Below are 20,580 nucleotides of genomic sequence, written 5' to 3'. Positions count from 1 at the left end.
GGACTCGGCAGGAGTCTCATTGTCTCCGGTCTCGTCGCTGCTATCCTGGTCGCCGCTGCCGGAGTCATCGTCCGGTGCGGAGTCGTTCCCTGAGCCGGGGGAATCCTCCCCGGACTCGGAAGATGGCTCGTCCGAATCAGCATTATCATCGTTCCCGCCGGCGTTCGGTTTGCCTGACTCCTTGTTGTTCTCCTCTTTTCCACTTTCCGATGGATCCTCTTTTTTTGCTTCTTCTTTCTCTTTTTCTAACTTCTCCTGACGTTCTTTTTCTTTCTGCTCGATTCGTTCAGCAGCTTCTAACGCAGCCTGCCTTTCTTGTTTTACATGGTCTATTTTCCTATCGATCCTGCTGATATCCTGTGTAATGGTTTCTGTTCTTTGCGAAGTTTGTTTGGTTATTTGCTTTTCAAAATGAGGTAAAATATTATCTATGTTCTCTGGAAGCAAGGTTTCCTGATCAATGTTATTGAAGTATTCAAGTAATCTGGTGATATTTTGATGATGTAACTGAAGTTCTGCTATACCGGTTTCTATTTTCTGGATGTTATAATCCCCGTCATTATCCAGACAATAAATGGCATCGATATCTGTTGTTTCTTGTAAATGACTGAAAAGAGTATAAAGATTTCTGGATTCTTCCACTAATTCCCTGGATATCGATTCTGTTTCTTTAATATCTCTTTTTCTTTCTGTCTTTGAATCCCGAAGGCTTCTGAGTTGGTTGTTCATGTCGTTTGCAAGATGACGAAGCTGGTCGGCGGAGTTAACATCCTTACCTGAAGAGGGGAGTGTCTCCATCTGCAGGGTAACCGCGGGCAGCGTTTGCCACAGTGCATTCATTTGAGTAACTTGATGTTTGATGTCATTCATCAATTCCTGTACATGTCCTGGAAAAACCTCGCAAGCTTTGACATTAGCTGCGCGGTCATCCTGAGTGTGAAATTGTCCGAATGTATTTCCAACATAAAAGGGGGTCGTACCTAATAGAAACAAGCCGGCTGCAAGAGAAAAGGCGGCTTGGTTTTTCCGCTTTTCTCTTCGGCGTCTTTTTATGACGATATTTCTCTTTTCCAACATCAATCCCCCTCGTTCGCGTTCTTTTTAAAGGTTTTGTTTGTTCTTTATAACGAATTTGTACATACAGTATATAACTACATTCCTAAAATGAAAAACCTCAAATTTCTCCGATATTCTTTATAACGAACGAATATATCTTAAATACTCGTTATTGATTGAAATATCTTAGTTATACATTTATATTCTTTATTTTTGTACAATATAAAGAACGAAAATAAAGGGCTGGGATAAAAGAGAATAGGAAGGGTGGACAATCGAATATCACAGGTAACCTGATGCACGAGGGAATCCGGCGAGTCTGCAGAACGCAGAACAAAAACTCCGAACGATTCTTCAATGAATCGTTCGGAGTTTTTCAATCATTTCTATTGATGATTCTGTCTTTATCTTTTCTGAATTTTTATTTCTCTCTTTTCAAAGCTGAGTTTAAAGCGGATGCCTGTGCGTAAACATAGTCCGCTGCCAAACGAGTGCTATTTCGTTTCCTAGTAATTGCCTTTAATAAAAGGCAGCACATCCTCTTCATACATTCTGCGGAGCTTCTGCATTTCTTCTTCGGTGTAGGAGGCACTGTCTTCAGCCTGCAGGTTGTCCTCCACCTGTTCTACTGATTTAAACCCTGGAATTACGCACGTTACTTCCTCGTGCTCGAGAATCCATTTTAATGCTCCTCTGGTCATAGATCCGCGTCCTTTTGCGATCCACTCGAGGGACCGGCTGAGTTCGACCCCTTTTTCAAAAGGAAGGCCGGCAAATGTTTCTCCTACATTGAAGGCTTTCCCTTCCCGGTTGAAGTTCCGGTGGTCGTCTTCGGCAAACGTGCTGCCCGCCGTGAATTTGCCGGTCAACAGGCCGCTTGCAAGCGGAACCCTGGTCAGGATGCCGACGCCCTGCTGTTTGGCTTTCGGAAGAAGTTCCTCAAGAGGTTTCTGGCGGAAAATATTAAAGATGACCTGCAGGGCCCGGACATTCGGCTGATCCAGGCAGATCAGGCCTTCCTCGACCGTTTCCACACTGACGCCGTAATGACGGATTTTTCCCTCCTGCTGCAGCTTATCCAGCACCTCAAACACCCTGCCGTCTTCGAGGATATGTTTCGGCGGGCAGTGGATCTGGTAGAGATCGAGCCGTTCCCGGCCAAGGCGGCGCAGGCTGTTTTCGAGCCAGGCCCGCACGTTTTCCTCCGAGTAAGTGGCAGGGTCATCGATATCCCCGGCGCGGCAGAATTTGCTTGCAATATGAATCTCATCTTCGCGCCCTTTTGTTGCTTTAGCGAGAAGTTCTTCACTGCGGCCGTCTCCGTACACGTCCGCGGTATCAAAAAAATTCACGCCGGCTTCCATCGCCCGTTCCAGTCCTTTTAAAGCTTCCGTGTCATTAGTTGCGCCCCAGGCACCGCCTATCGCCCATGTGCCGAAGCTGATTTCACTTACATTCAGGTCTGTATTTCCAAGCTGCCGGTATTTCATCATCTATGCACCACCTTGTTCTTTGAATAAAAAGCGCTTTCACCATTGTACATGATTCTTCGTCGAGCATCTACGAAGATGAAACAATGTCTGATTCGAGCGGAATACTGTCGATAGCAGGCGTTCTTTTGTCGAAATCGAGCGAAATACTATCTAAAACAGGCGAAACGGTGTCGGAATCGAGCGAAACCGCAAAGCATGCCATTATAATTACTGCGGCGTACCTTCCATGTCTGAGATCAACCAGGTGCCGTTTTCATGCACCAGGGTGTACTCGTAATACGTCGCCTGATTGTTCAGCTCGGTTTCCGGTTCGGTACCACTGATGACCACTTCATTTGCGCTTCGGGATTCAAACGATATGCCTTCCATACTACGGAATGGAAAAACCTGAGCGAGTGCCGGCCCGTAGTCATCGAGACCGTCCTGATAAAATGGCTTCCACATCTGTGTTGTCAGTTCTTCTGTATAATAGGTATGGAAGGTGTCTTCAATCTCCTCAAACGGTACTTTTGGTTCGTCGTTCTCGAAAGATTTTTCCCATTCGTTGTACATCACATCTTCAATAGCTGCTTCCGCCTCTGTTATATGACCCTGGAAGAATGCCAGGGAAGGGGTTTCCACTGGTTCCGGTCTGTATTCTTCGTTCATGGCTCTTGCGGTAAATACCGAGAACTGGGCTCTTGTCGTTGGCTCTCCCGGACGGAACGTGTTGTCTTCGGCGTAGCCTGTCGCAATATCGGCACCGGCCAGGGCCTGGATATCATGATAGAAAATATAATCTTCCTCTATATCCGCAAAGTCCACCGTACGGTCTGCATTCAGGTTATATGCTCTGGTGAGCACCGCTGCCATCTGCCCTCTAGTTAAGGGATCATTCGGCATAAACGCCCCATCGTCTCCATTTATAATTCCTTCATCCGCAACAGCCGCAATGGCTTCATACGCATGACTGGATTCATCTACATCTTCAAAGCCGGGACTCGGACGGTCTCCGGTATCAAGATTCAGGGACGCGGCAATCATAAGTGCTGCCTGGGAACGTGTGACTTCGTTTCCGGGCCGGAACTCTCCGTTCGGATAACCGCTGATCACCCCTTCACCGGCAAGGAACGTTATTTCATTCTCCGCCCAAAAGTCCGAATGGACATCGGAAAAGTCTTCATTTGCAGATACCATGCCTGTCGTCATAAAGAATGCGGTGATGCAGGACAGCCCTGCCTTCTTCCAGAATTTCATCATGATCCACCTCTTTCTTGAATGATCTTCATCTTTCTGTCTATTTCCTTCTATCTATTTGACGAAACCGGAAGAAGGAAGGTTGCAAAACGGTATCCTTTTTCTTTCTGCTGCGAAAAAAGGTTTAATCATGCGCGCTTGAGAGGGATAGTACACATAAAAGGTGAAAGGAGCGTACTGCGATGCATATCTTTTCTGAACGTGATATCCGCCAGGTGGTGGATATAAACAAGAAAGCACTGGAGCTGGTGGAAGAAGGGTTTCAGAAACTGGAGCAGGGGGAGGTGACGATGCCGCCGGTTCTGCGCGTCGATATCCCCGAACACAACGGAGAAGTGGATGTGAAAACAGCTTACGTGAAAGGCATGGATTTGTTTGCACTGAAAATGTCATCTGGTTTTTTCAACAATGCAGACAAAGGGCTCCCCAGCCTCAGCGGCATGATGCTTCTGCTCCGTACAGATACAGGGTTTACCGATTCCATCCTGCAGGACAATGGCTATCTGACCGATGTCCGCACGGCGGCGGCCGGAGGAATCGCAGCAGCGCACCTTGCCCCGGAAACGGTGAAAACAGCGGGTGTGATCGGAACCGGCACCCAGGCGCGGTACCAGATTCGTGCCCTGCAGCTCGTCCGGAAGCTGAATCAGGTGCTCGTGTACGGGAGGAAGTCAGAACGGGTACAGCAATATATCGATGACATGCAAAAGGAGCTCGGGGTGGAGGTGAAAGCAGCCAAGAGCCCGGAAGAGGTAGTACGAAACAGTGATGCGGTCGTAACAACAACGCCTGCCAAAGAACCAATCATTCAAAAAGAATGGCTTCATCCCGGCCTCCATATTACTGCTATGGGATCCGATGCCGAAGAAAAGAACGAGGTGGCCCCGGAAGTACTCGGAACGGTAGATGTGCTCGCTTGTGATGCCAAAGCCCAGGTTTTTAAGCTTGGTGAACATCATCATGCACTGGAAGCAGGAGTTATTCAGGAAAACACGGATACGGTGGAACTCGGAGCACTGTCTCTTGGTCATGCCGGGGGAAGGACATCTGAGGAGGATGTGACGTTCTGTGACTTGACCGGCACCGGCGTTCAGGACACTGCCATCGCCGTATACGCGCGGCACAGCCTTATCGACGCAGGAAAGGGAACGACATTTGAAGGTTAGATAGAAGGAGAAGAGCTGTTCCATGAAACGGGGCAGCTCTTTTCCTTCTAAGATGCACAATCATATTATTTTTTTCCGATTGTGAAGGTTAAACATGTTCTAAGCGTCCCTTTTTCAACGATTCACCGTCATTGTGACGCTTAGTCCACATCTAAGGGTCACTTTTCACCGAAAAGGAGTACAAAGTAACCCGCAGCGTGATCAAATCCAAGCGGCACGTGCCGCCATACAGAAAAAGGGATTCAGAATGACTGTGATTCATGTATAATAGAAAGAAGTCAGTCCGGCAGGTGTCTTCATCGATCTAATTTTCCGTACAATAAAGTCATAATCATGCAGACCGGTACATATCATGACAGCGTAGGCCTGTCTTTATCTTGCATGTGACAAAAGGAATCGCTACACTTTGTATACGGAGAAACACAGGGACCCGAAAAATCCATGATCTAAAAGGGGAGCGGTAGAATGACCGATGCACTGAAGACGCCGGTGGATGTCAAAATGACCACCAACATCAGGCAGCAGGGGGAAAAGGAACAGGTGAACCTGGAGGCGAAAGGTGAAGTCTACCAAAAGCAGAATTTCACGTTTGTGTCGTTCACGGAAAATCTGGACGACATTGGTGAAGTTTCTACTGTCTTAAAGGTGGGAGGACGGGAGATTACGGTACTACGGTCCGGATCGGTATCCATGCGTCAACGTTACTTACGTGGAGAACGAACCGAAGGAAGCTATGAAACACCATTTGGTACTTTTACCACCGAAGCGGACACCCATCAGGTTGCTGTCATGTGGGCGGACAGCGGCAGCACCGGCCGCATTCAGTTCGGCTATGATCTTAAGCTGCAGGGGGCTTCTGCCGGGCGGTATGAAGTCACTATATCGATTGAGGAGGATACGTAACGGTTATGAACGTCGTCGAACAGATCAAGGAACAATTAAAACAGGAAACCGCAGCCGCCGCTGTAAAAGCAGGGCTCGTGTCCAAAGAAGAACTGCCGGAAGTGGTGATGGAAACACCAAAGGACAAAGAACACGGCGACTTTGCCACGAACCTTGCGATGCAGCTGGCCAAAACAGCAAAAAAAGCGCCAAAGCTGATTGCAGAAGATATTACCGGAGCCATGGATACATCGAAAGCCTCTGTTGAAAAGATGGAGATTGCCGGACCGGGATTTATTAATTTCTTCCTCGATCACAGTTATCTGCGCCAGGTCATTCCGGCAGTGCTTTCATCCGGACAGGACTACGGAAAAACAGATGTCGGCGGTAAAAAGAAAGTCCAGGTGGAATTCGTTTCCGCTAACCCGACAGGAGATCTGCACCTTGGACATGCCCGCGGCGCGGCTGTCGGGGATGCGCTCAGCAGCATCCTCGAAACCGCAGGCTATGATGTGACACGGGAGTATTACATCAACGATGCCGGCAATCAGATCAATAATCTCGCCTACTCGGTGGAAGCCCGTTATCTGGAAGCCCTCGGAAAAGAGACGACAATGCCTGAAGAGGGCTACCGCGGTGCTGATATTAAACAGTTCGGCGAAGAACTCGCCGCTGAGCACGGGGACGCTTTTGTTGAAACAGCGCGCGAAGAGCGGCTTGCCTTTTTCCGGGAATACGGATTGAAACGGGAAATGGAGAAACTGAAACAGGATCTGCTGGATTACCGGGTCGAGTTTGACGTATGGTATTCTGAAACATCATTGTATGAAAGTGGGAAAGTGGAAGAAGCCCTGCAGCTTCTGGAGGAGCGCGGGGAAGTATATGAAGCAGATAACGCCGTCTGGTTTAAATCCACCAATTACGGAGATGACAAAGACAGAGTACTTGTCAAAAATGACAACACCTATACGTATCTTCTGCCTGATATTGCGTATCACCAGAATAAGTTTGAGCGCGGTTTTGAAAAAGTCATCAATGTCTGGGGAGCCGATCATCACGGCTACATTCCGAGAATGGAAGCAGCGGTGCAGGCACTTGGTTATGATAAGGAGCAGCTTGATACCCGTATCATTCAGATGGTGAACCTGTATGAGAACGGCGAACGGGTGAAGATGAGCAAGCGCACAGGCAAAGCCGTGACGCTGAAAGACCTAATGGAAGAAGTCGGGATCGATGCGACGAGATACTTTTTCGCGATGAGGAGTTCCGACACCCATATGGATTTTGATTTAACGCTCGCCAAGTCCGAATCCAATGAAAATCCGGTTTACTACGTCCAATATGCGCACGCGCGTCTGTGCAGTATTTTCAGACAGGCGGAGGAAAAAGGGTATGAGTACGATCCGGACGCCGATCTGACGCCGATTGCTTCGGAGAAAGAGTACGATCTGCTGAAAAAAATCGGCGAGTTCCCGGAAGCGGTCGCCATTGCTGCGGATAAATACGCGCCGCACCGGATGACCAATTACGCGCACGAACTCGCCGCAGCCTTCCACAGCTTCTACAACGCAGAGCGCGTAGTGGATGCCGAAGACGCCGCCAAAACACAGGCCCGTCTGAAACTCGTCAAAGCCGCCCAGATCACCCTTCAGAACGCCATGGCTCTGATCGGGGTACAGGCTCCTGAAAGAATGTAACCCTGCCACGGGTCAAAAACTTCCGAATGATTCCTTCCGTGGAATCGTTCGGAAGTTTTTTTATGTCGGCAGACAGGAATGGGCAAAAATCTGCGTTATACCGATTGTAAGGAAGGCATCGCCGGTCGGAAAGGTGTGAAGCAGAAATCGGGAGAATTAGTCGAGAAATCCGGAGAATCGATCGAGAAATGGGGAAAGTCGATCGAGAAAAACCCAATTCACGCGAGAATCAATCGAGAAACGAGCGAAACAATCGAGAAATGCGGAACATCGAACAAGAAATGCCGACACCACCCCAGCCGTTGCGCGGTGGTCTTGTCTGGTCCGGATCGAGGCAGAAACCAGCACCCCGTCTCCGCCGACCGCATTATCCATTTGGAAAATCTACTCCTACGCGCGTTAACCAGGATTAGAAACCGGGAATAAGCCCGAAAGCGTTGATGCATAGTATAAAGAAAGGTGTGGTACGAATGCAGGAAGCATTATTATCCCTTTTTACAGGACTGGGCGTTGGCTTTTTATTTGCTCTCGTACGCCTGCCAATTCCAGCTCCGCCCGCTCTGCCCGGAATACTGGGTATTGTCGGTATTTTTCTTGGATGGAAAATATTCCATCTCATTCAAACCTGGCTGCAGAGCGGAGGGAGCTGATCAAAGGAGAGAGGACAGACATGCCATTTTTCATCTCACAGGGACACAAGCTGCATTACGAGGTAAAGGGAGAGGGACTGCCGATTTTTTTCATCCATCCTCCGGCAATGGGCAGCGCGGCTTTTTATCATCAACGAAGACTCGCCCATGATTTCAAGGTGGTTCTGATGGATGCCAGGGGCCACGGTTTCAGCCAAGCCGGCAGGGAGACGCTTACTATTTCCGAATGGGCGGAGGATCTGCATAATCTGGCTGATGTGCTCGGGCTGGACCGGGTTCTTCTGTGCGGTTATTCAAGCGGTGGTTCGGTTGCGCTGGAATTCGCACTCCGTTGGCCGGAGCGGACCGCGGGGGCAGCACTGGCAGGAGGGTTTCCGGAAGTGCGCACCACGCTGCTTCACAGAGAATTTGAAATCGGAATGTGGATTACGGAAAAAGGATGGATGGGGCTGCTCGCCGGTATGCTTTCTATAGGAAATGCGGCGCAGGCGGAACACCGTGAACGAATAGCCGCTGCGGTGAAAAGAAGTTCCGCTCCACTCGTCCACTCCTTGTACGAGTCCGGACTGCATTACTCCTGTACAGCGGGACTCCCTTCCCTCAGCCGGCCGCTTCTTCTTTTGTACGGCTCCAGAGACTGGTATGTTCATTACTACCAGTACATGTTTTACAAATACGCGGTTCAGGCACCGAAAGATATTGTAATGGTCCATGGCGTAGGCCACCAGATCCCAACCCTTCAACCCGCCTCCTACAATGCCGCGGTGGCACAGTTCGCCCGGCAGCTCGAACAGGGAGGTGTACCCTTCAAAACGTTGACATGACGGCCCGCTACAACAACGGTTTCAGCAGATGAGCGGCTTTTTCTTTGATACGCACTGAAAACGGCCGCTTCTTAACATCCTCAAGGCGCAGGAGGGTAGAGTGCCGCATGTCTTTTTCCAACATATTTCTGATGTATTCGATGAACGTTTTATCTTCAATCAGCGTATTCATTTCGAGATTCAGGTGAAAACTCCGTTGATCAAAATTAGCGCTGCCGATATCGCAGCACTGTTCATCAATCAGCACAGCCTTCGCATGAAAAAAACCGTCGTTGAAATGATACACGCTGACCCCTGCATGGATTAAAGGCTCAAGGTAAGACCAGGACGCTTCCTGAACAAGAGGGTGATCCCGTTTAGCAGGAAGAATAATTGTGATGACAACGTCTCGTCCGGCCGCTTCAAGCAGCGCTTCCTGAAGAGTGGAACCCGGGATAAAATAAGGAGTCGCAATATAAATGCGGGAACGGGCCCGGCGGATCATATGAAGAAAGGTGTTCTGTACCTTGTCTCCATCCGTTGCCAGAAAGCGGAAAGTGGTATCTCCTTTTGGAAGAGGCTCCGGGTTTTTGTCGGAGGAAAAATCATCTTCCGGATGTTCCCGGTGCCAGTCCGCGATGAACTGGCGCGTTAAATCCTGCACCCCGTCTCCTTTAATACGAAGGTGAAAATCACGCCAGTATCCAAATTCCGGGTCACGCCCAATATATTCATCTCCTACGTTGAAACCGCCCGTGTACCCGATTTCTCCATCAATCACCGTGATTTTGCGGTGGTTACGCCGCTGCAGTGAATAGAACAAGAAAGGCAGAGAAACCGGCTGGCTGTATGTGAAATGTACTCCTGCTTTCCTAAGCTTTTTCACACCTTTGCGGGTTATGCCGCTGCTGATACGGTCGAGCATGACATGGACAGGGACACCCGCTTCTGCTTTCCGGCAGAGCAGATCAATCAGCTGACTGCCAATGCTGTCATGACGGAAGACGTAAAAAAGAATGTAGATGGACTCTTCCGCCTGCTTTATATCTTCAAAATAATCCTGGAAGAAGGTTCCACCCTCCTTATAGCACGTTACCTGTCCCGACCGGCGCGGATAAAGCACACTACTGCGTTCTTTATGGTGCTGTTTTCTGCCGCAGGCAAAATCAAGCAGACACCATCCTGCACCCAGCAGCAGTGCGGTGGTTCCTGATATTATCCAGATCATGAAAGAGTCCTCCTGACACTCCCTTTGCTACTGTTAGAGGGTTCGCTGTACCTCCTAGAATATCCGAAACGGAGCTGTTCTAGAATCAGGATACAAAAAAACTTTCCGCTGCATGTAGAAACAGAGTGCGAATCCATCGAAAAATGCTGGCATAAATACTGCAAATATGTTTATAATGAAAAGTATGATTTTGAAGAACGGATAACTTAAACGGAGTCTGTTTCCAAGTCGGGAGAATGTCTGAGTGGACAGTTCCCCGAAGGACATGAATACTTTGTGGAAAAAAAGGAGTGTGCGGTCCTTGAGTATTTCTGATTATAATGAAGAAGAAGTGGAAGAAATGTCTGCGATAGAACTGGCTCATATTCTGCTGGAAGATGAAAAAAAACCATATGAATATGGAAGTTTGATGAACCGGATTGCTGAATTGAAAGACTTGAGTTCCGAAGAAACAAAAAACCGGCAGACAAAACTGTTCACCTCCATGAATCTTGATGGGCGTTTTGTTCATCTGGGAGAGAATCACTGGGGCCTGCGCGGATGGTACCCGCTGGACCAGTCCGATGAAGATTTAAGTACGACTGTGAAGATGGAAGATACGAAGAAAAATCAAGAACCTGCCGATGAGTTCGAGGAAGACTTTGATGATAACTTTGAAGATATTGAAGATGAACTCGATGAACTCTCCCAGGAAGAGAATGCGGAAGACGAAGAAAAAACGAAACCGCTGGACGGATTTGAAAGGGAAGAACCGGAAGAACCGGAAGATGATGATTCCTACTGATTTCCATAGGGTGCAGCGGATTCTGTGCCCGGTCCAGGACGTGCACGGTTTCCGTAGAGGTTCCTCTCATATTGATGCTTGACTTTTAAAATAAGGCTCGGTAAAATCATTTTTGGGCTTAAACAGATATATAATAAGGATTCCATAAATGAAACGAAACGAAAGTGCGCCCCCTCCCCGGGATTGGTGTCACTTTTGTTTTTTTTATAGTTAGGAAGAGCACAAATACCGACGTATGCCGGATCCAGTTTCAGCGCCCGCCACAGAACGTGTACGCTCTTCATAGAAGCTCATTTTAAACAGGCGGACGCCTTGTACTTTTCTGAAGAGCAGCCGGCTCGTGCAATTAAATAAAAAAGGAGTAGATGAAGGCATGGCAGTTAAATATATCTTCGTAACCGGAGGAGTTGTGTCATCGCTTGGGAAAGGAATTACCGCCGCTTCGCTGGGCCGTCTTCTAAAAAACCGTGGTTACGGGGTGACGATCCAGAAGTTCGATCCGTATATTAATGTCGATCCCGGAACGATGAGTCCGTACCAGCACGGAGAAGTGTTCGTGACCGATGACGGTGCGGAAACGGACCTTGATTTAGGCCATTATGAACGTTTCATTGACATTAACCTGAATCAAAACAGCAACGTAACGACAGGGAAAGTATATTCATCGGTTATCCGTAAAGAACGCCGGGGAGACTATCTCGGCGGGACGGTCCAGGTCATTCCGCACGTGACCAACGAAATCATTGAGCGGGTGTACCGGGCCGGACGTGAAACCGGAGCAGACGTCGTTATTACTGAAATCGGCGGTACCGTCGGCGATATTGAAAGTCTGCCTTTTCTCGAAGCCATCCGGCAGATTAAAAGTGACGTCGGCGTAGAAAATGCCATGTATATTCACTGTACGTTGATTCCCCACCTTTCCGCAGCTGGTGAGCTGAAGTCAAAGCCGACCCAGCACAGCGTGAAAGAACTCCGCAGCCTTGGGATTCAGCCAAATGTAATTGTGGTCCGGACTGAAAGCGCCGTGCCACAGGAAATGAAAGAGAAAATCGCGCTCTTCTGTGATATTCATAAAGACGCTGTGATTGAATGTTCGGACGCCGATACATTGTATCAGATTCCGATTGATCTCCAGCGTCAGAAGATGGACCAGATTGTTTGCGATTATCTGAAACTTGGCGGCGGTCCGGCTGACATGGAAGAATGGAAAATGCTGGTCGAAAAGGTGCAGAATCTCTCCGGCCGGGTGACCATTGCTCTTGTCGGAAAATATGTATCGCTTCCTGATGCCTATCTCTCTGTGGCAGAATCGTTGAAACACGCGGGGTATGCTTTTGACTCCTATGTGGATATTCAGTGGATTAACTCGGAAGAAGTGACACCAGCTAACATTGTGGAAAAGCTGAAAGAAGCAGACGGCATTCTTGTGCCCGGAGGATTCGGTGACCGCGGCATAGAAGGTAAACTGACGGCTATCCAGTACGCCAGAGAAAACAATATTCCTTATCTTGGGCTTTGTCTGGGCATGCAGCTTGCCTCTGTGGAATTTGCCCGTAACGTTGTGGGGCTGACGGAGGCTGGTTCGGCAGAACTTGATCCGGATACAAAGGACCCGGTCATTGATCTTCTGCCGGAACAAAAAGAAGTGGAAGATATGGGCGGAACCCTGCGGCTCGGCTTGTACCCGTGCAAACTGCGGGAAAACACCGTCGCTAAGAAAGCATATGGAGAGGAAGTGGTGTACGAACGCCACCGCCACCGTTACGAATTTAACAACACTTACCGTGATGCTATGGAAGCAGCAGGATTCATTTTCAGCGGGACAAGCCCGGACGGCAGACTCGTGGAGATTATCGAGCTCACGGATCATCCGTACTTTGTTGCTTCGCAGTTCCACCCTGAATTTGTGTCCCGCCCGACCAGACCACAGCCATTGTTCCGCGAATTCATTCAAGCATCCATCGAACATCAATAAATAGATAAAAAGGAGCTGTCCCGTGTTTCAAGGGACAGCTCCTTTTTTGGGTGACAGGCTGTATGGGGAAACTACAAGCCCGGAGTAGTGCCATTAGTGTCCTCAGGGAGTAATTTCGGAGACACTATTATGCTGGAGCAAAGAATTAGTAGTTCCGGGTGACTGCCGGCAGCCACTAAGTCCGCGTTTCAGAGCCGTAGTGTTCATGAAACTTCGTTTGGAGGACACTAATCTTCCATTTCCATCTGCCAGTGTCCACAGTCGTTGTGAAAACAGTTTTCCCCTTTCATTTTTCTGGCGATTGGAAAACAGGGATATCTCCCCGCTGATAAAGCCTTAGAATTCGTCGAGCATTTCTATGATGTTCAAAAAGAGAAGCTGTCCTGCGAATAGAGCACACAGCGCGGAAGGATCCCCCATCCGCAGGCCGCCTTCTCCGGGTACGATGCCGCCTTTCACGTGGGTCTGCAGCCACACGTCTGTCGGTTCCAGTTCCAGGCCGCTGTCTTCTGCAGCAAACGGAGCTGTTACGACAAACGGAATCTCCTGCTCCAGCAGTCTGCCGGCGGCGGTCAGCAGCGCATCCTTTTCCTCATTTCCGGCCAGAAGCAGCACCCGGTCGTCCATTTCCACCTTTCCCAATTCTTCAAGAGGCACAAACGCTGTCTGCGGCGGGGCATCCGGATGCTGCGCCAGAGTTAAAGCGCTCCCTTCCATGGACGATGTTCCGCCGATCAAAAGCCGTCCGGTTCCTGCCGGTCCCTGCGCGAGAAGTCTGGCTCCATTTTCTATCGCTTCATCCTCTGATAAAATATGCTGAAAAGCTCCCTGCAGCTGTGTAGCAAATACTTTCACATGGCTCCCGCCTTTCCTTAAGTACTGATTCTATCGTAAAGTAGATTCGTGTTTGTGTAAAAAAGACAGCAAAAGAAGGAAATCAGAGGGTGGATATGGAAGGGGTAACAATAACAACGAATGAAGAAAAGCGCGGGGCATCCTGAGTAGAAAGAATCTGCTTTACGGGGAGAGGTTCTCTCAAAAACAGCAGTCGTTCCATGTCACGCCCTGTCCCGGGTGTTGATTTTCACCCGAGCTTCCGCTGTTTCAGGGTGCTTGCGCTTTTCTTGACCACTTGGAAATAGTCGGTATGGAGCGTACTGCATAGAGAAAGAAGGGGAACCGGTTTGAATAAAATATTAATTGTGGATGATCAATACGGCATAAGAGTGCTGCTGCAGGAAATACTTCAGAAAGAAGGGCATGATATTCTGGAAGCCTCGAACGGCAGTACGGCTCTTGAACTGCTTGAACATGAACATCCCGATCTCGTGCTGCTTGATATGAAAATTCCCGGAATGGACGGGGTTGAAATTCTGAGGAAACGCTCGGAACGCGGGCTGGCCCCCGGCGCATCTGTGATACTTATGACCGCGTACGGGGAGCTGAGCATGATGCAGGAGGCCGAGCGGCTGGGTGCTTCTTCGTATATTTCCAAACCATTTGATATCAATCAGATAAGAGAAGAAATTCAGAAATACCTGACCTGAGTTCCGTAAACTGAAACAAAACAGCGTGACAGTGTGTTATGGCACGCTTCACCGCAACTTTTCCCGGACGGATGGGTGAAAAACTTTCATAATGTGCTATAATGAAGCAGAAAACAATCCAGAGATAGTGGAAGACACGATACTTTGTTACATAGCGGGGCAAAACAACTGCCGTTTTTTCAAAGTGTGCTGCAAACAGTCTTTTTCATCCATTCTGTCACGACGTAAGCCGCAAGGAGGGTAAGTATGCCGCTTGTATCTATGAAAGAGATGCTGAATGAAGCAAAAGCCAATCAATATGCCGTGGGTCAGTTCAATCTGAACAACATGGAATTTATTCAGGCAGTTCTGCAGGCGGCCGAAGAAGAACGTTCGCCGGTTATCTGCGGAGTCTCTGAAGGAGCAGCCCGTTATATGAGCGGTTTTAAACCGGTGGTGGACATGGTGAAGACTTTCATGGAAGCCCACAATATTACGGTGCCCGTGGCGGTTCACCTGGATCACGGTTCCAGTTTCGAAAAATGCATGGAAGCCCTTCGTGCCGGTTTCACATCCGTGATGATTGATGGTTCGAATAATCCACTTGAAGACAACATTGCCCTGACCAGACAGGTGGTGGACGCTGCCCATGCTGTTGGTGTGTCTGTTGAAGCAGAACTTGGCCGGGTCGGCGGGCAGGAAGACGATGTGGCCGTGGAAGAGGCAGAAGAAACATATGCAGTTCCGTCTGAGTGCAGTAAGCTTGTAAAAGAAACAGGGGTGGACTGTTTTGCGCCGGCTCTTGGTTCTGTGCATGGTCCGTACAAAGCAGAACCCAACCTTGGTTTCGACCGCATGAAGGAAATGGACAGCGCTGTTGGTGTGCCGCTCGTGCTTCACGGCGGAACGGGAATTCCTGCTGAAGACGTGCAGAAAGCGATTGGTTTTGGGCACGCTAAGATTAACGTTAACACAGAAAGCCAGATTTCCTCTGCTGCTTCCGTACGCAAAGCCCTTGAAGAAAAGCCGGACCTTTATGATCCCCGTAAATACATGGGGCCGGCACGTGATGCCGTCAAAGATACCGTAAAAGCGAAAATGCGTGAATTCGGTTCGTCCAACCGGGTGTAACGCAGGGTCGTGAAGGGAAAAGAGTTAATAGAGTGCAGACCGGACCGGGCTGCACCTGTTAACTCTTTCATTTAGCAGACAGGAAAGCATACCAATGAGTGTGTTTAAGAATCCGGCGCAGCATTCAGCCGCTCGGAGGCTCACAGAACGTGAGGATCTTAGTTGAACTTCTATTATTCAGGATGCCGGCACTTTTCTTTTAAGATAACTATCAAGGAGGAGGCGGAAATATGAAATTTTTTATTGATTCAGCCAACATGGACGAAATAAAGGAAGCCCACGAACTGGGTATCCTTGCCGGGGTGACAACCAATCCAAGCCTGGTGGCAAAAGAAGGAGCTGACTTTCAGGAGCGTTTGAAAGAAATTACCTCACTCGTAAAAGGTTCGGTCAGTGCCGAAGTGATTTCCACCCAGGCCGACGGAATGCTCGCCGAAGGAAGAGAACTCGCGCAAATTGCACCGAATATCACCGTGAAAGTCCCGATGACCGAGGAAGGAATGAAGGCGGTAAAAGTCTTTACCGAAGAAAACATTAAAACCAACGTCACGCTCGTCTTTTCTTCCGTCCAGGCCCTTCTGGCTGCCAGAGCCGGAGCGTCCTATGTTTCTCCATTTCTGGGCCGGTTGGATGACATCGGTCACAACGGCCTTGACCTGATCAGTGAAATTGCTGAAATTTTTGACGAACACGATATTGATACAGAAATTCTTGCCGCCTCCATCCGTCATCCTATGCACGTATCGGAGTCGGCAGCAAGAGGGGCGGATGTTGCCACCCTGCCGCTCAAGGTGATACGCCAGCTCTTCAAGCATCCACTGACAGATCAGGGAATCGAAAAATTCCTGAATGACTGGGAGAACCGCTGACCCTGACTCCACCGGAAAATATGAAACCCTTGTTTTTGGAAAAATCAAAAACAGCCGGGAGGGTCTATCTCCCTTCCCGGCTGTCTATACTGAAATTATCCCTCTTAACAGATAAAAAGAACATCCCAAGAACGAAGACGAGGAAGTGAGATACGCATGCAGAAGTTGATGATTGAAGGAGGACATCCCTTACACGGCAGCATACATATCAGCGGTGCCAAAAACAGTGCAGTAGCTCTAATTCCTGCGGCTGTACTGGCTGATTCCGTCGTATCCATCGAAAACCTTCCGACGATTTCCGACGTGGAAACACTGGCTTCCCTGCTTGAAGATATTGGAGGGTCCGTCTCGTATGATGGATCGAAAATGGACATTGACCCCTCCAGTATTGTCCCGACGCCGCTTCCCAACGGAAGAGTAAAGTCTCTTCGCGCTTCCTATTACATGATGGGAGCGATGCTGGGCAAATTTAAACAGGCGGTCATCGGTCTTCCAGGAGGATGCAATCTTGGTCCGCGCCCGATTGATCAGCATATTAAAGGATTTGAAGCTCTCGGTGCCAAAGTAACGAATGAACAGGGGGCTATTTACCTTCACGCAGAAAGATTAACCGGTGCCCGCATCTACCTTGATGTCGTAAGTGTAGGAGCGACCATTAATATTATGCTTGCCGCCGTAAAAGCTGAAGGACGAACAACCATCGAAAATGCCGCTAAAGAACCCGAAATCATTGATGTAGCTACGATACTCTCCAGCATGGGCGCCAAAATCAAAGGAGTCGGCACCGATATTATCCGGATCGACGGGGTGGAACAGCTGAATGGCTGCGTGCACTCCATTATACCGGACCGGATCGAAGCGGGAACCTATATGATTGCTTCGGCGGCGATGGGCAGAGAAGTGATGATGAACAATGTCATTCCCGATCACCTTGAGTCGCTCATGGCAAAGCTCCGGGAAATGGGTGTAAGCATTGAAACGGCCGATGAACAGGTCAGAATAGCAACGCCGTCTGAGATCACCAGTGTTGATATCAAAACCCTTGTATACCCCGGTTTTGCTACAGATCTGCAGCAGCCGGTCACGGCACTTTTGACGAGGGCAGGCGGCACAAGTGTCGTAACTGATACCATCTACAATGCCCGTTTCCGGCATGTTGATGAACTGAACCGTATGGGCGCCGACGTTAAAGTGGAAGGACGCTCTGCGATTATTAACGGCAGGTCTTCGCTGCAGGGCGCAAAAGTAAAAGCAAGCGATCTCCGTGCAGGAGCCGCTCTCGTCGTAGCCGGACTGATGGCTGAAGGGGTAACAGAAATCACTGGTCTGGAACATATTGACCGGGGTTATGAAGATCTGGAAGAAAAACTTCTTGATCTTGGAGCGAGAGTTTGGAGAGAAGAACTGACGTCAAGCGAAATACAGCAGGTAAAAAGTTCGTAAAGCAAATGGGAGGGGAACGAATTGGAGAGAAGTTTATCCATTGAACTGGTACGGGTAACCGAAGCCGCTGCATTATCATCAGCGCGTTGGATGGGGCTCGGAAAAAAAGAAGAGGCAGACGATGCAGCCACAAGCACAATGCGGGATGTGTTTGATACGATCCCGATGAAAGGCACGGTCGTGATCGGTGAAGGCGAGAAAGATGAGGCGCCGATGCTTTACATAGGGGAAAAACTCGGCACCGGATTCGGTCCCCGGGTGGATGTGGCGGTGGACCCTTTAGAAGGAACCAATATCGTTGCAAACGGTATGGAAAATGCGCTCACCGTCATTGCCATAGCTGACCAGGGATGTCTGTTGAATGCTCCAGACATGTATATGCACAAAATCGCCGTCGGTCCGGATGCTGTCGGAGTTATTGATATTAAAGCGTCTGTTCTCGATAACTTGAAAGCGGTGGCGGGGGCCAAAGGCAAAGACGTAGGGGATGTTGTTGTCACGATGCTCAACCGCGAGCGTCACACGTCCCTCATCCAGGAAGTGCGGGATGCAGGCGCAAGGATCAAGTTTATTCAGGAAGGCGATGTGGCTGCTGCCATCAACACAGCCTTCGATGAAACCGGAATTGATATTCTGCTCGGTTCGGGAGGTGCCCCGGAGGGTGTTCTTTCTGCTGTCGGCCTTAAATGTCTGGGCGGAGAACAGCAGGGATTGCTGCTTCCAAAAGACGATGAGGAGAAGAAACGGTGCGAAGAGATGGGCATCGATGACGTGTCACGAGTTCTGTACATGGAAGACATGGTTTCCGGAGATGACGCTATCTTCGCTGCCACCGGCGTGACAGACGGCGGTCTTTTGAAAGGCATCCACTACAAGGGAACAAGCGCCACCACCCAGACGCTTGTTATGCGGGCGCGTTCAGGAACTGTGAGATTTGTGGACGGCAAACATAACATAGAGAAAAAGCCTGGATTTGTCATAAAAAAAGCAGACTGAAAAAAGGAAGAAAACGGGGCAGCAGCACAGCACCATGTGCTGCTGTCTTTTGAATTCATTGTTGCTATTCTTGTATAAACGTGTTTACAATATACGTTAGACGGGAAAAATAGAAAGATAGTATATACAATCTCCCCACCTGAAGATTTTTACCAGCATTTCCAAGCGGAAACCGCCATTTTCCACCCCGAACCGATAATTATCCTATAAAAATCCCAACTCTGTTTTTTCATAGAAACGAACATAGTATAGAAAAATGTGTATTTGACTATGCAGAAAAGTGGTGACGATGATTGAGTGTAAATTTAGCAGAACTGGAGAATAAAACGCTGAAAGAGCTTTATGCGCTGGCTAAAGAGTATAAAGTATCCTACTACAGCAAGCTGACAAAGCGCGAATTGATTTTTGCCATTCTCAAAGGACAGGCGGAAAAAGACGGTTATATGTTCATGGAAGGAATTCTTGAAATTATTCAGACGGAAGGATATGGTTTCCTGCGGCCGATTAATTATCTGCCGAGCTCGGAAGACATTTATATTTCCGCCTCCCAGATCCGCCGTTTTGATCTGCGAAATGGTGATAAAGTATCCGGCAAGGTCCGTCCGCCGAAAGATTCGGAACGGTACCACGGCCTGTTGATGGTCGAGGCTGTGAATGGGGACGATCCCGATGCATCAAAAGAACGCCCGCACTTTCCGGCGCTCACTCCTTTGTATCCGCAGGAGCGTATGAACCTTGAGAACAAACCGGGACGGGCCGGTACGCGGATTATGGATATGGTTACACCGGTCGGTTTCGGGCAGCGCGGGCTGATTGTCGCCCAGCCGAAAGCCGGGAAGACCTCTCTCTTAAAAGAAGTCGCGAACAGCATCACCGAAAACCATCCCGAAACGGAATTAATCGTACTTCTGATTGATGAACGCCCGGAAGAGGTGACCGATATCGAACGGTCGGTGGACGGCGATATTGCCAGTTCCACGTTCGATGAAGTACCGGAAAACCATATCAAAGTGTCGGAACTGGTTCTTGAACGGGCAATGCGTCTTGTGGAGCAGAAGAAGGATGTTGTTATTCTAATGGACAGCATCACCCGTTTGGCCCGTGCCTACAACCTTGTCATTCCACCGAGCGGTCGTACACTGTCCGGCGGTATTGATCCTGCAGCCCTGCACCGTCCGAAACGGTTTTTCGGAGCGGCGCGTAACATTGAAGAAGGCGGGAGCCTGACGATTCTCGCGACCGCCCTTGTGGAAACGGGTTCCCGGATGGACGACGTTATTTATGAAGAATTCAAGGGAACCGGTAACATGGAACTGCATCTGGACCGCCGTCTTGCGGAACGCCGCATTTTCCCGGCCATCGATATCCGCCGTTCCAGCACAAGAAAAGAAGAACTGCTTCTTTCCAAAGAGCACCTTGAGAACTTGTGGGCCATGCGGAAAACGATGAACGATTCCCCGGACTTTCTGGATCATTTCATCCGCAAAGTTAAACAAACGAAGACCAATGACGAGTTTTTCGAAGATCTTGAAAAGGACAAGCAGAAAGGCCGGACAACGAACCGGCGCAGCTGACCGGATCATAGAGAAATAGTTGAAAAATCACAGCGGACTTGTTATAATCCCGTTATGTGTGACATCAATCG

General features: G+C 49.1%; 18 protein-coding genes. 13 read left to right on the top strand and 5 right to left on the bottom strand.

Annotated elements, in window-relative coordinates:
* The 3 genes from BM058_RS18185 to BM058_RS07855 all read right to left on the bottom strand — a co-directional run.
* Positions 1-1,077, bottom strand: a 1,077-nt coding sequence (locus BM058_RS18185) for a hypothetical protein (RefSeq protein WP_218151894.1), incomplete at its 3' end; no start/stop codon positions are given.
* 485 nt (positions 1,078-1,562) lie between these two features.
* Complete coding sequence (locus tag BM058_RS07860; RefSeq protein WP_090926554.1) at positions 1,563-2,546, bottom strand: aldo/keto reductase; 984 nt, start codon at positions 2,544-2,546, stop codon at positions 1,563-1,565.
* Positions 2,547-2,756: 210 nt separating this feature from the next.
* Positions 2,757-3,788 carry an S-layer homology domain-containing protein gene (locus tag BM058_RS07855; RefSeq protein WP_090926483.1) on the bottom strand — a complete coding sequence of 344 codons (1,032 nt, stop codon included), beginning with the start codon at positions 3,786-3,788 and terminating at the stop codon, positions 2,757-2,759.
* Positions 3,789-3,967: 179 nt separating this feature from the next.
* Here BM058_RS07855 and BM058_RS07850 point away from each other — a divergent pair, with 179 nt between their 5' ends.
* The 5 genes from BM058_RS07850 (at position 3,968) to BM058_RS07830 (ending at position 9,004) form a co-directional block, all read left to right on the top strand.
* The gene (locus BM058_RS07850; protein WP_090926482.1) at positions 3,968-4,951 is read left to right on the top strand and encodes a cyclodeaminase; all 984 of its coding nucleotides are present in this window, start codon (positions 3,968-3,970) and stop codon (positions 4,949-4,951) included.
* 465 nt (positions 4,952-5,416) lie between these two features.
* A complete protein-coding gene (locus BM058_RS07845; RefSeq protein ID WP_090926481.1) occupies positions 5,417-5,854 on the top strand; it encodes a DUF1934 domain-containing protein in 438 nt (145 codons plus the stop codon).
* 5 nt (positions 5,855-5,859) lie between these two features.
* On the top strand, positions 5,860-7,530 hold the full coding sequence (gene argS, locus BM058_RS07840; RefSeq protein WP_090926480.1) for an arginine--tRNA ligase: 1,671 nt from the start codon (positions 5,860-5,862) through the stop codon (positions 7,528-7,530).
* A gap of 470 nt (positions 7,531-8,000) precedes the next feature.
* Entirely contained in the window at positions 8,001-8,180 is a 180-nt protein-coding gene (locus BM058_RS07835) for a XapX domain-containing protein (RefSeq protein WP_090926479.1), read from the top strand.
* A gap of 20 nt (positions 8,181-8,200) precedes the next feature.
* Complete coding sequence (locus BM058_RS07830) at positions 8,201-9,004, top strand: alpha/beta hydrolase (protein WP_177195471.1); 804 nt, start codon at positions 8,201-8,203, stop codon at positions 9,002-9,004.
* A gap of 7 nt (positions 9,005-9,011) precedes the next feature.
* Here BM058_RS07830 and cls read toward each other — a convergent pair whose 3' ends face one another.
* The gene (gene cls / locus BM058_RS07825) at positions 9,012-10,211 is read right to left on the bottom strand and encodes a cardiolipin synthase (RefSeq protein ID WP_090926477.1); all 1,200 of its coding nucleotides are present in this window, start codon (positions 10,209-10,211) and stop codon (positions 9,012-9,014) included.
* A 301-nt stretch (positions 10,212-10,512) separates the two neighbouring features.
* Between cls and rpoE the strand changes: the two genes are divergently transcribed.
* The gene (rpoE, locus tag BM058_RS07820) at positions 10,513-10,995 is read left to right on the top strand and encodes a DNA-directed RNA polymerase subunit delta (protein WP_177195470.1); all 483 of its coding nucleotides are present in this window, start codon (positions 10,513-10,515) and stop codon (positions 10,993-10,995) included.
* 373 nt (positions 10,996-11,368) lie between these two features.
* The gene (locus BM058_RS07810) at positions 11,369-12,970 is read left to right on the top strand and encodes a CTP synthase (protein ID WP_090926474.1); all 1,602 of its coding nucleotides are present in this window, start codon (positions 11,369-11,371) and stop codon (positions 12,968-12,970) included.
* A gap of 336 nt (positions 12,971-13,306) precedes the next feature.
* On the opposite strand, the gene BM058_RS07805 is transcribed toward BM058_RS07810, so the two are convergent.
* A complete protein-coding gene (locus BM058_RS07805) occupies positions 13,307-13,825 on the bottom strand; it encodes a DUF2529 family protein (RefSeq protein ID WP_090926473.1) in 519 nt (172 codons plus the stop codon).
* Between the two features lie 329 nt (positions 13,826-14,154).
* Between BM058_RS07805 and BM058_RS07800 the strand changes: the two genes are divergently transcribed.
* From BM058_RS07800 to rho, 6 genes are all read left to right on the top strand, one after another.
* Positions 14,155-14,517: a response regulator gene (locus tag BM058_RS07800; RefSeq protein WP_090926472.1), complete on the top strand. Its 363-nt coding sequence runs from the start codon at positions 14,155-14,157 to the stop codon at positions 14,515-14,517.
* A gap of 246 nt (positions 14,518-14,763) precedes the next feature.
* Entirely contained in the window at positions 14,764-15,627 is an 864-nt protein-coding gene (fba, locus tag BM058_RS07795) for a class II fructose-1,6-bisphosphate aldolase (RefSeq protein ID WP_090926471.1), read from the top strand.
* A 230-nt stretch (positions 15,628-15,857) separates the two neighbouring features.
* Positions 15,858-16,496 carry a fructose-6-phosphate aldolase gene (gene fsa / locus BM058_RS07790; RefSeq protein WP_090926470.1) on the top strand — a complete coding sequence of 213 codons (639 nt, stop codon included), beginning with the start codon at positions 15,858-15,860 and terminating at the stop codon, positions 16,494-16,496.
* 156 nt (positions 16,497-16,652) lie between these two features.
* The gene (locus tag BM058_RS07785; RefSeq protein ID WP_090926469.1) at positions 16,653-17,939 is read left to right on the top strand and encodes a UDP-N-acetylglucosamine 1-carboxyvinyltransferase; all 1,287 of its coding nucleotides are present in this window, start codon (positions 16,653-16,655) and stop codon (positions 17,937-17,939) included.
* A gap of 21 nt (positions 17,940-17,960) precedes the next feature.
* Positions 17,961-18,935 carry a class II fructose-bisphosphatase gene (gene glpX, locus BM058_RS07780; protein WP_090926468.1) on the top strand — a complete coding sequence of 325 codons (975 nt, stop codon included), beginning with the start codon at positions 17,961-17,963 and terminating at the stop codon, positions 18,933-18,935.
* 293 nt (positions 18,936-19,228) lie between these two features.
* A complete protein-coding gene (gene rho, locus BM058_RS07775) occupies positions 19,229-20,509 on the top strand; it encodes a transcription termination factor Rho (RefSeq protein ID WP_090926467.1) in 1,281 nt (426 codons plus the stop codon).
* Positions 20,510-20,580 lie beyond the last annotated feature (71 nt).

The organism is Salibacterium qingdaonense, from assembly GCF_900114715.1.
In the GTDB taxonomy this organism is placed as follows: domain Bacteria; phylum Bacillota; class Bacilli; order Bacillales; family Marinococcaceae; genus Salibacterium; species Salibacterium qingdaonense.
Note: the sequence above shows the minus strand (reverse complement) of the source record. Positions and strands in the feature narration are given on the sequence as shown.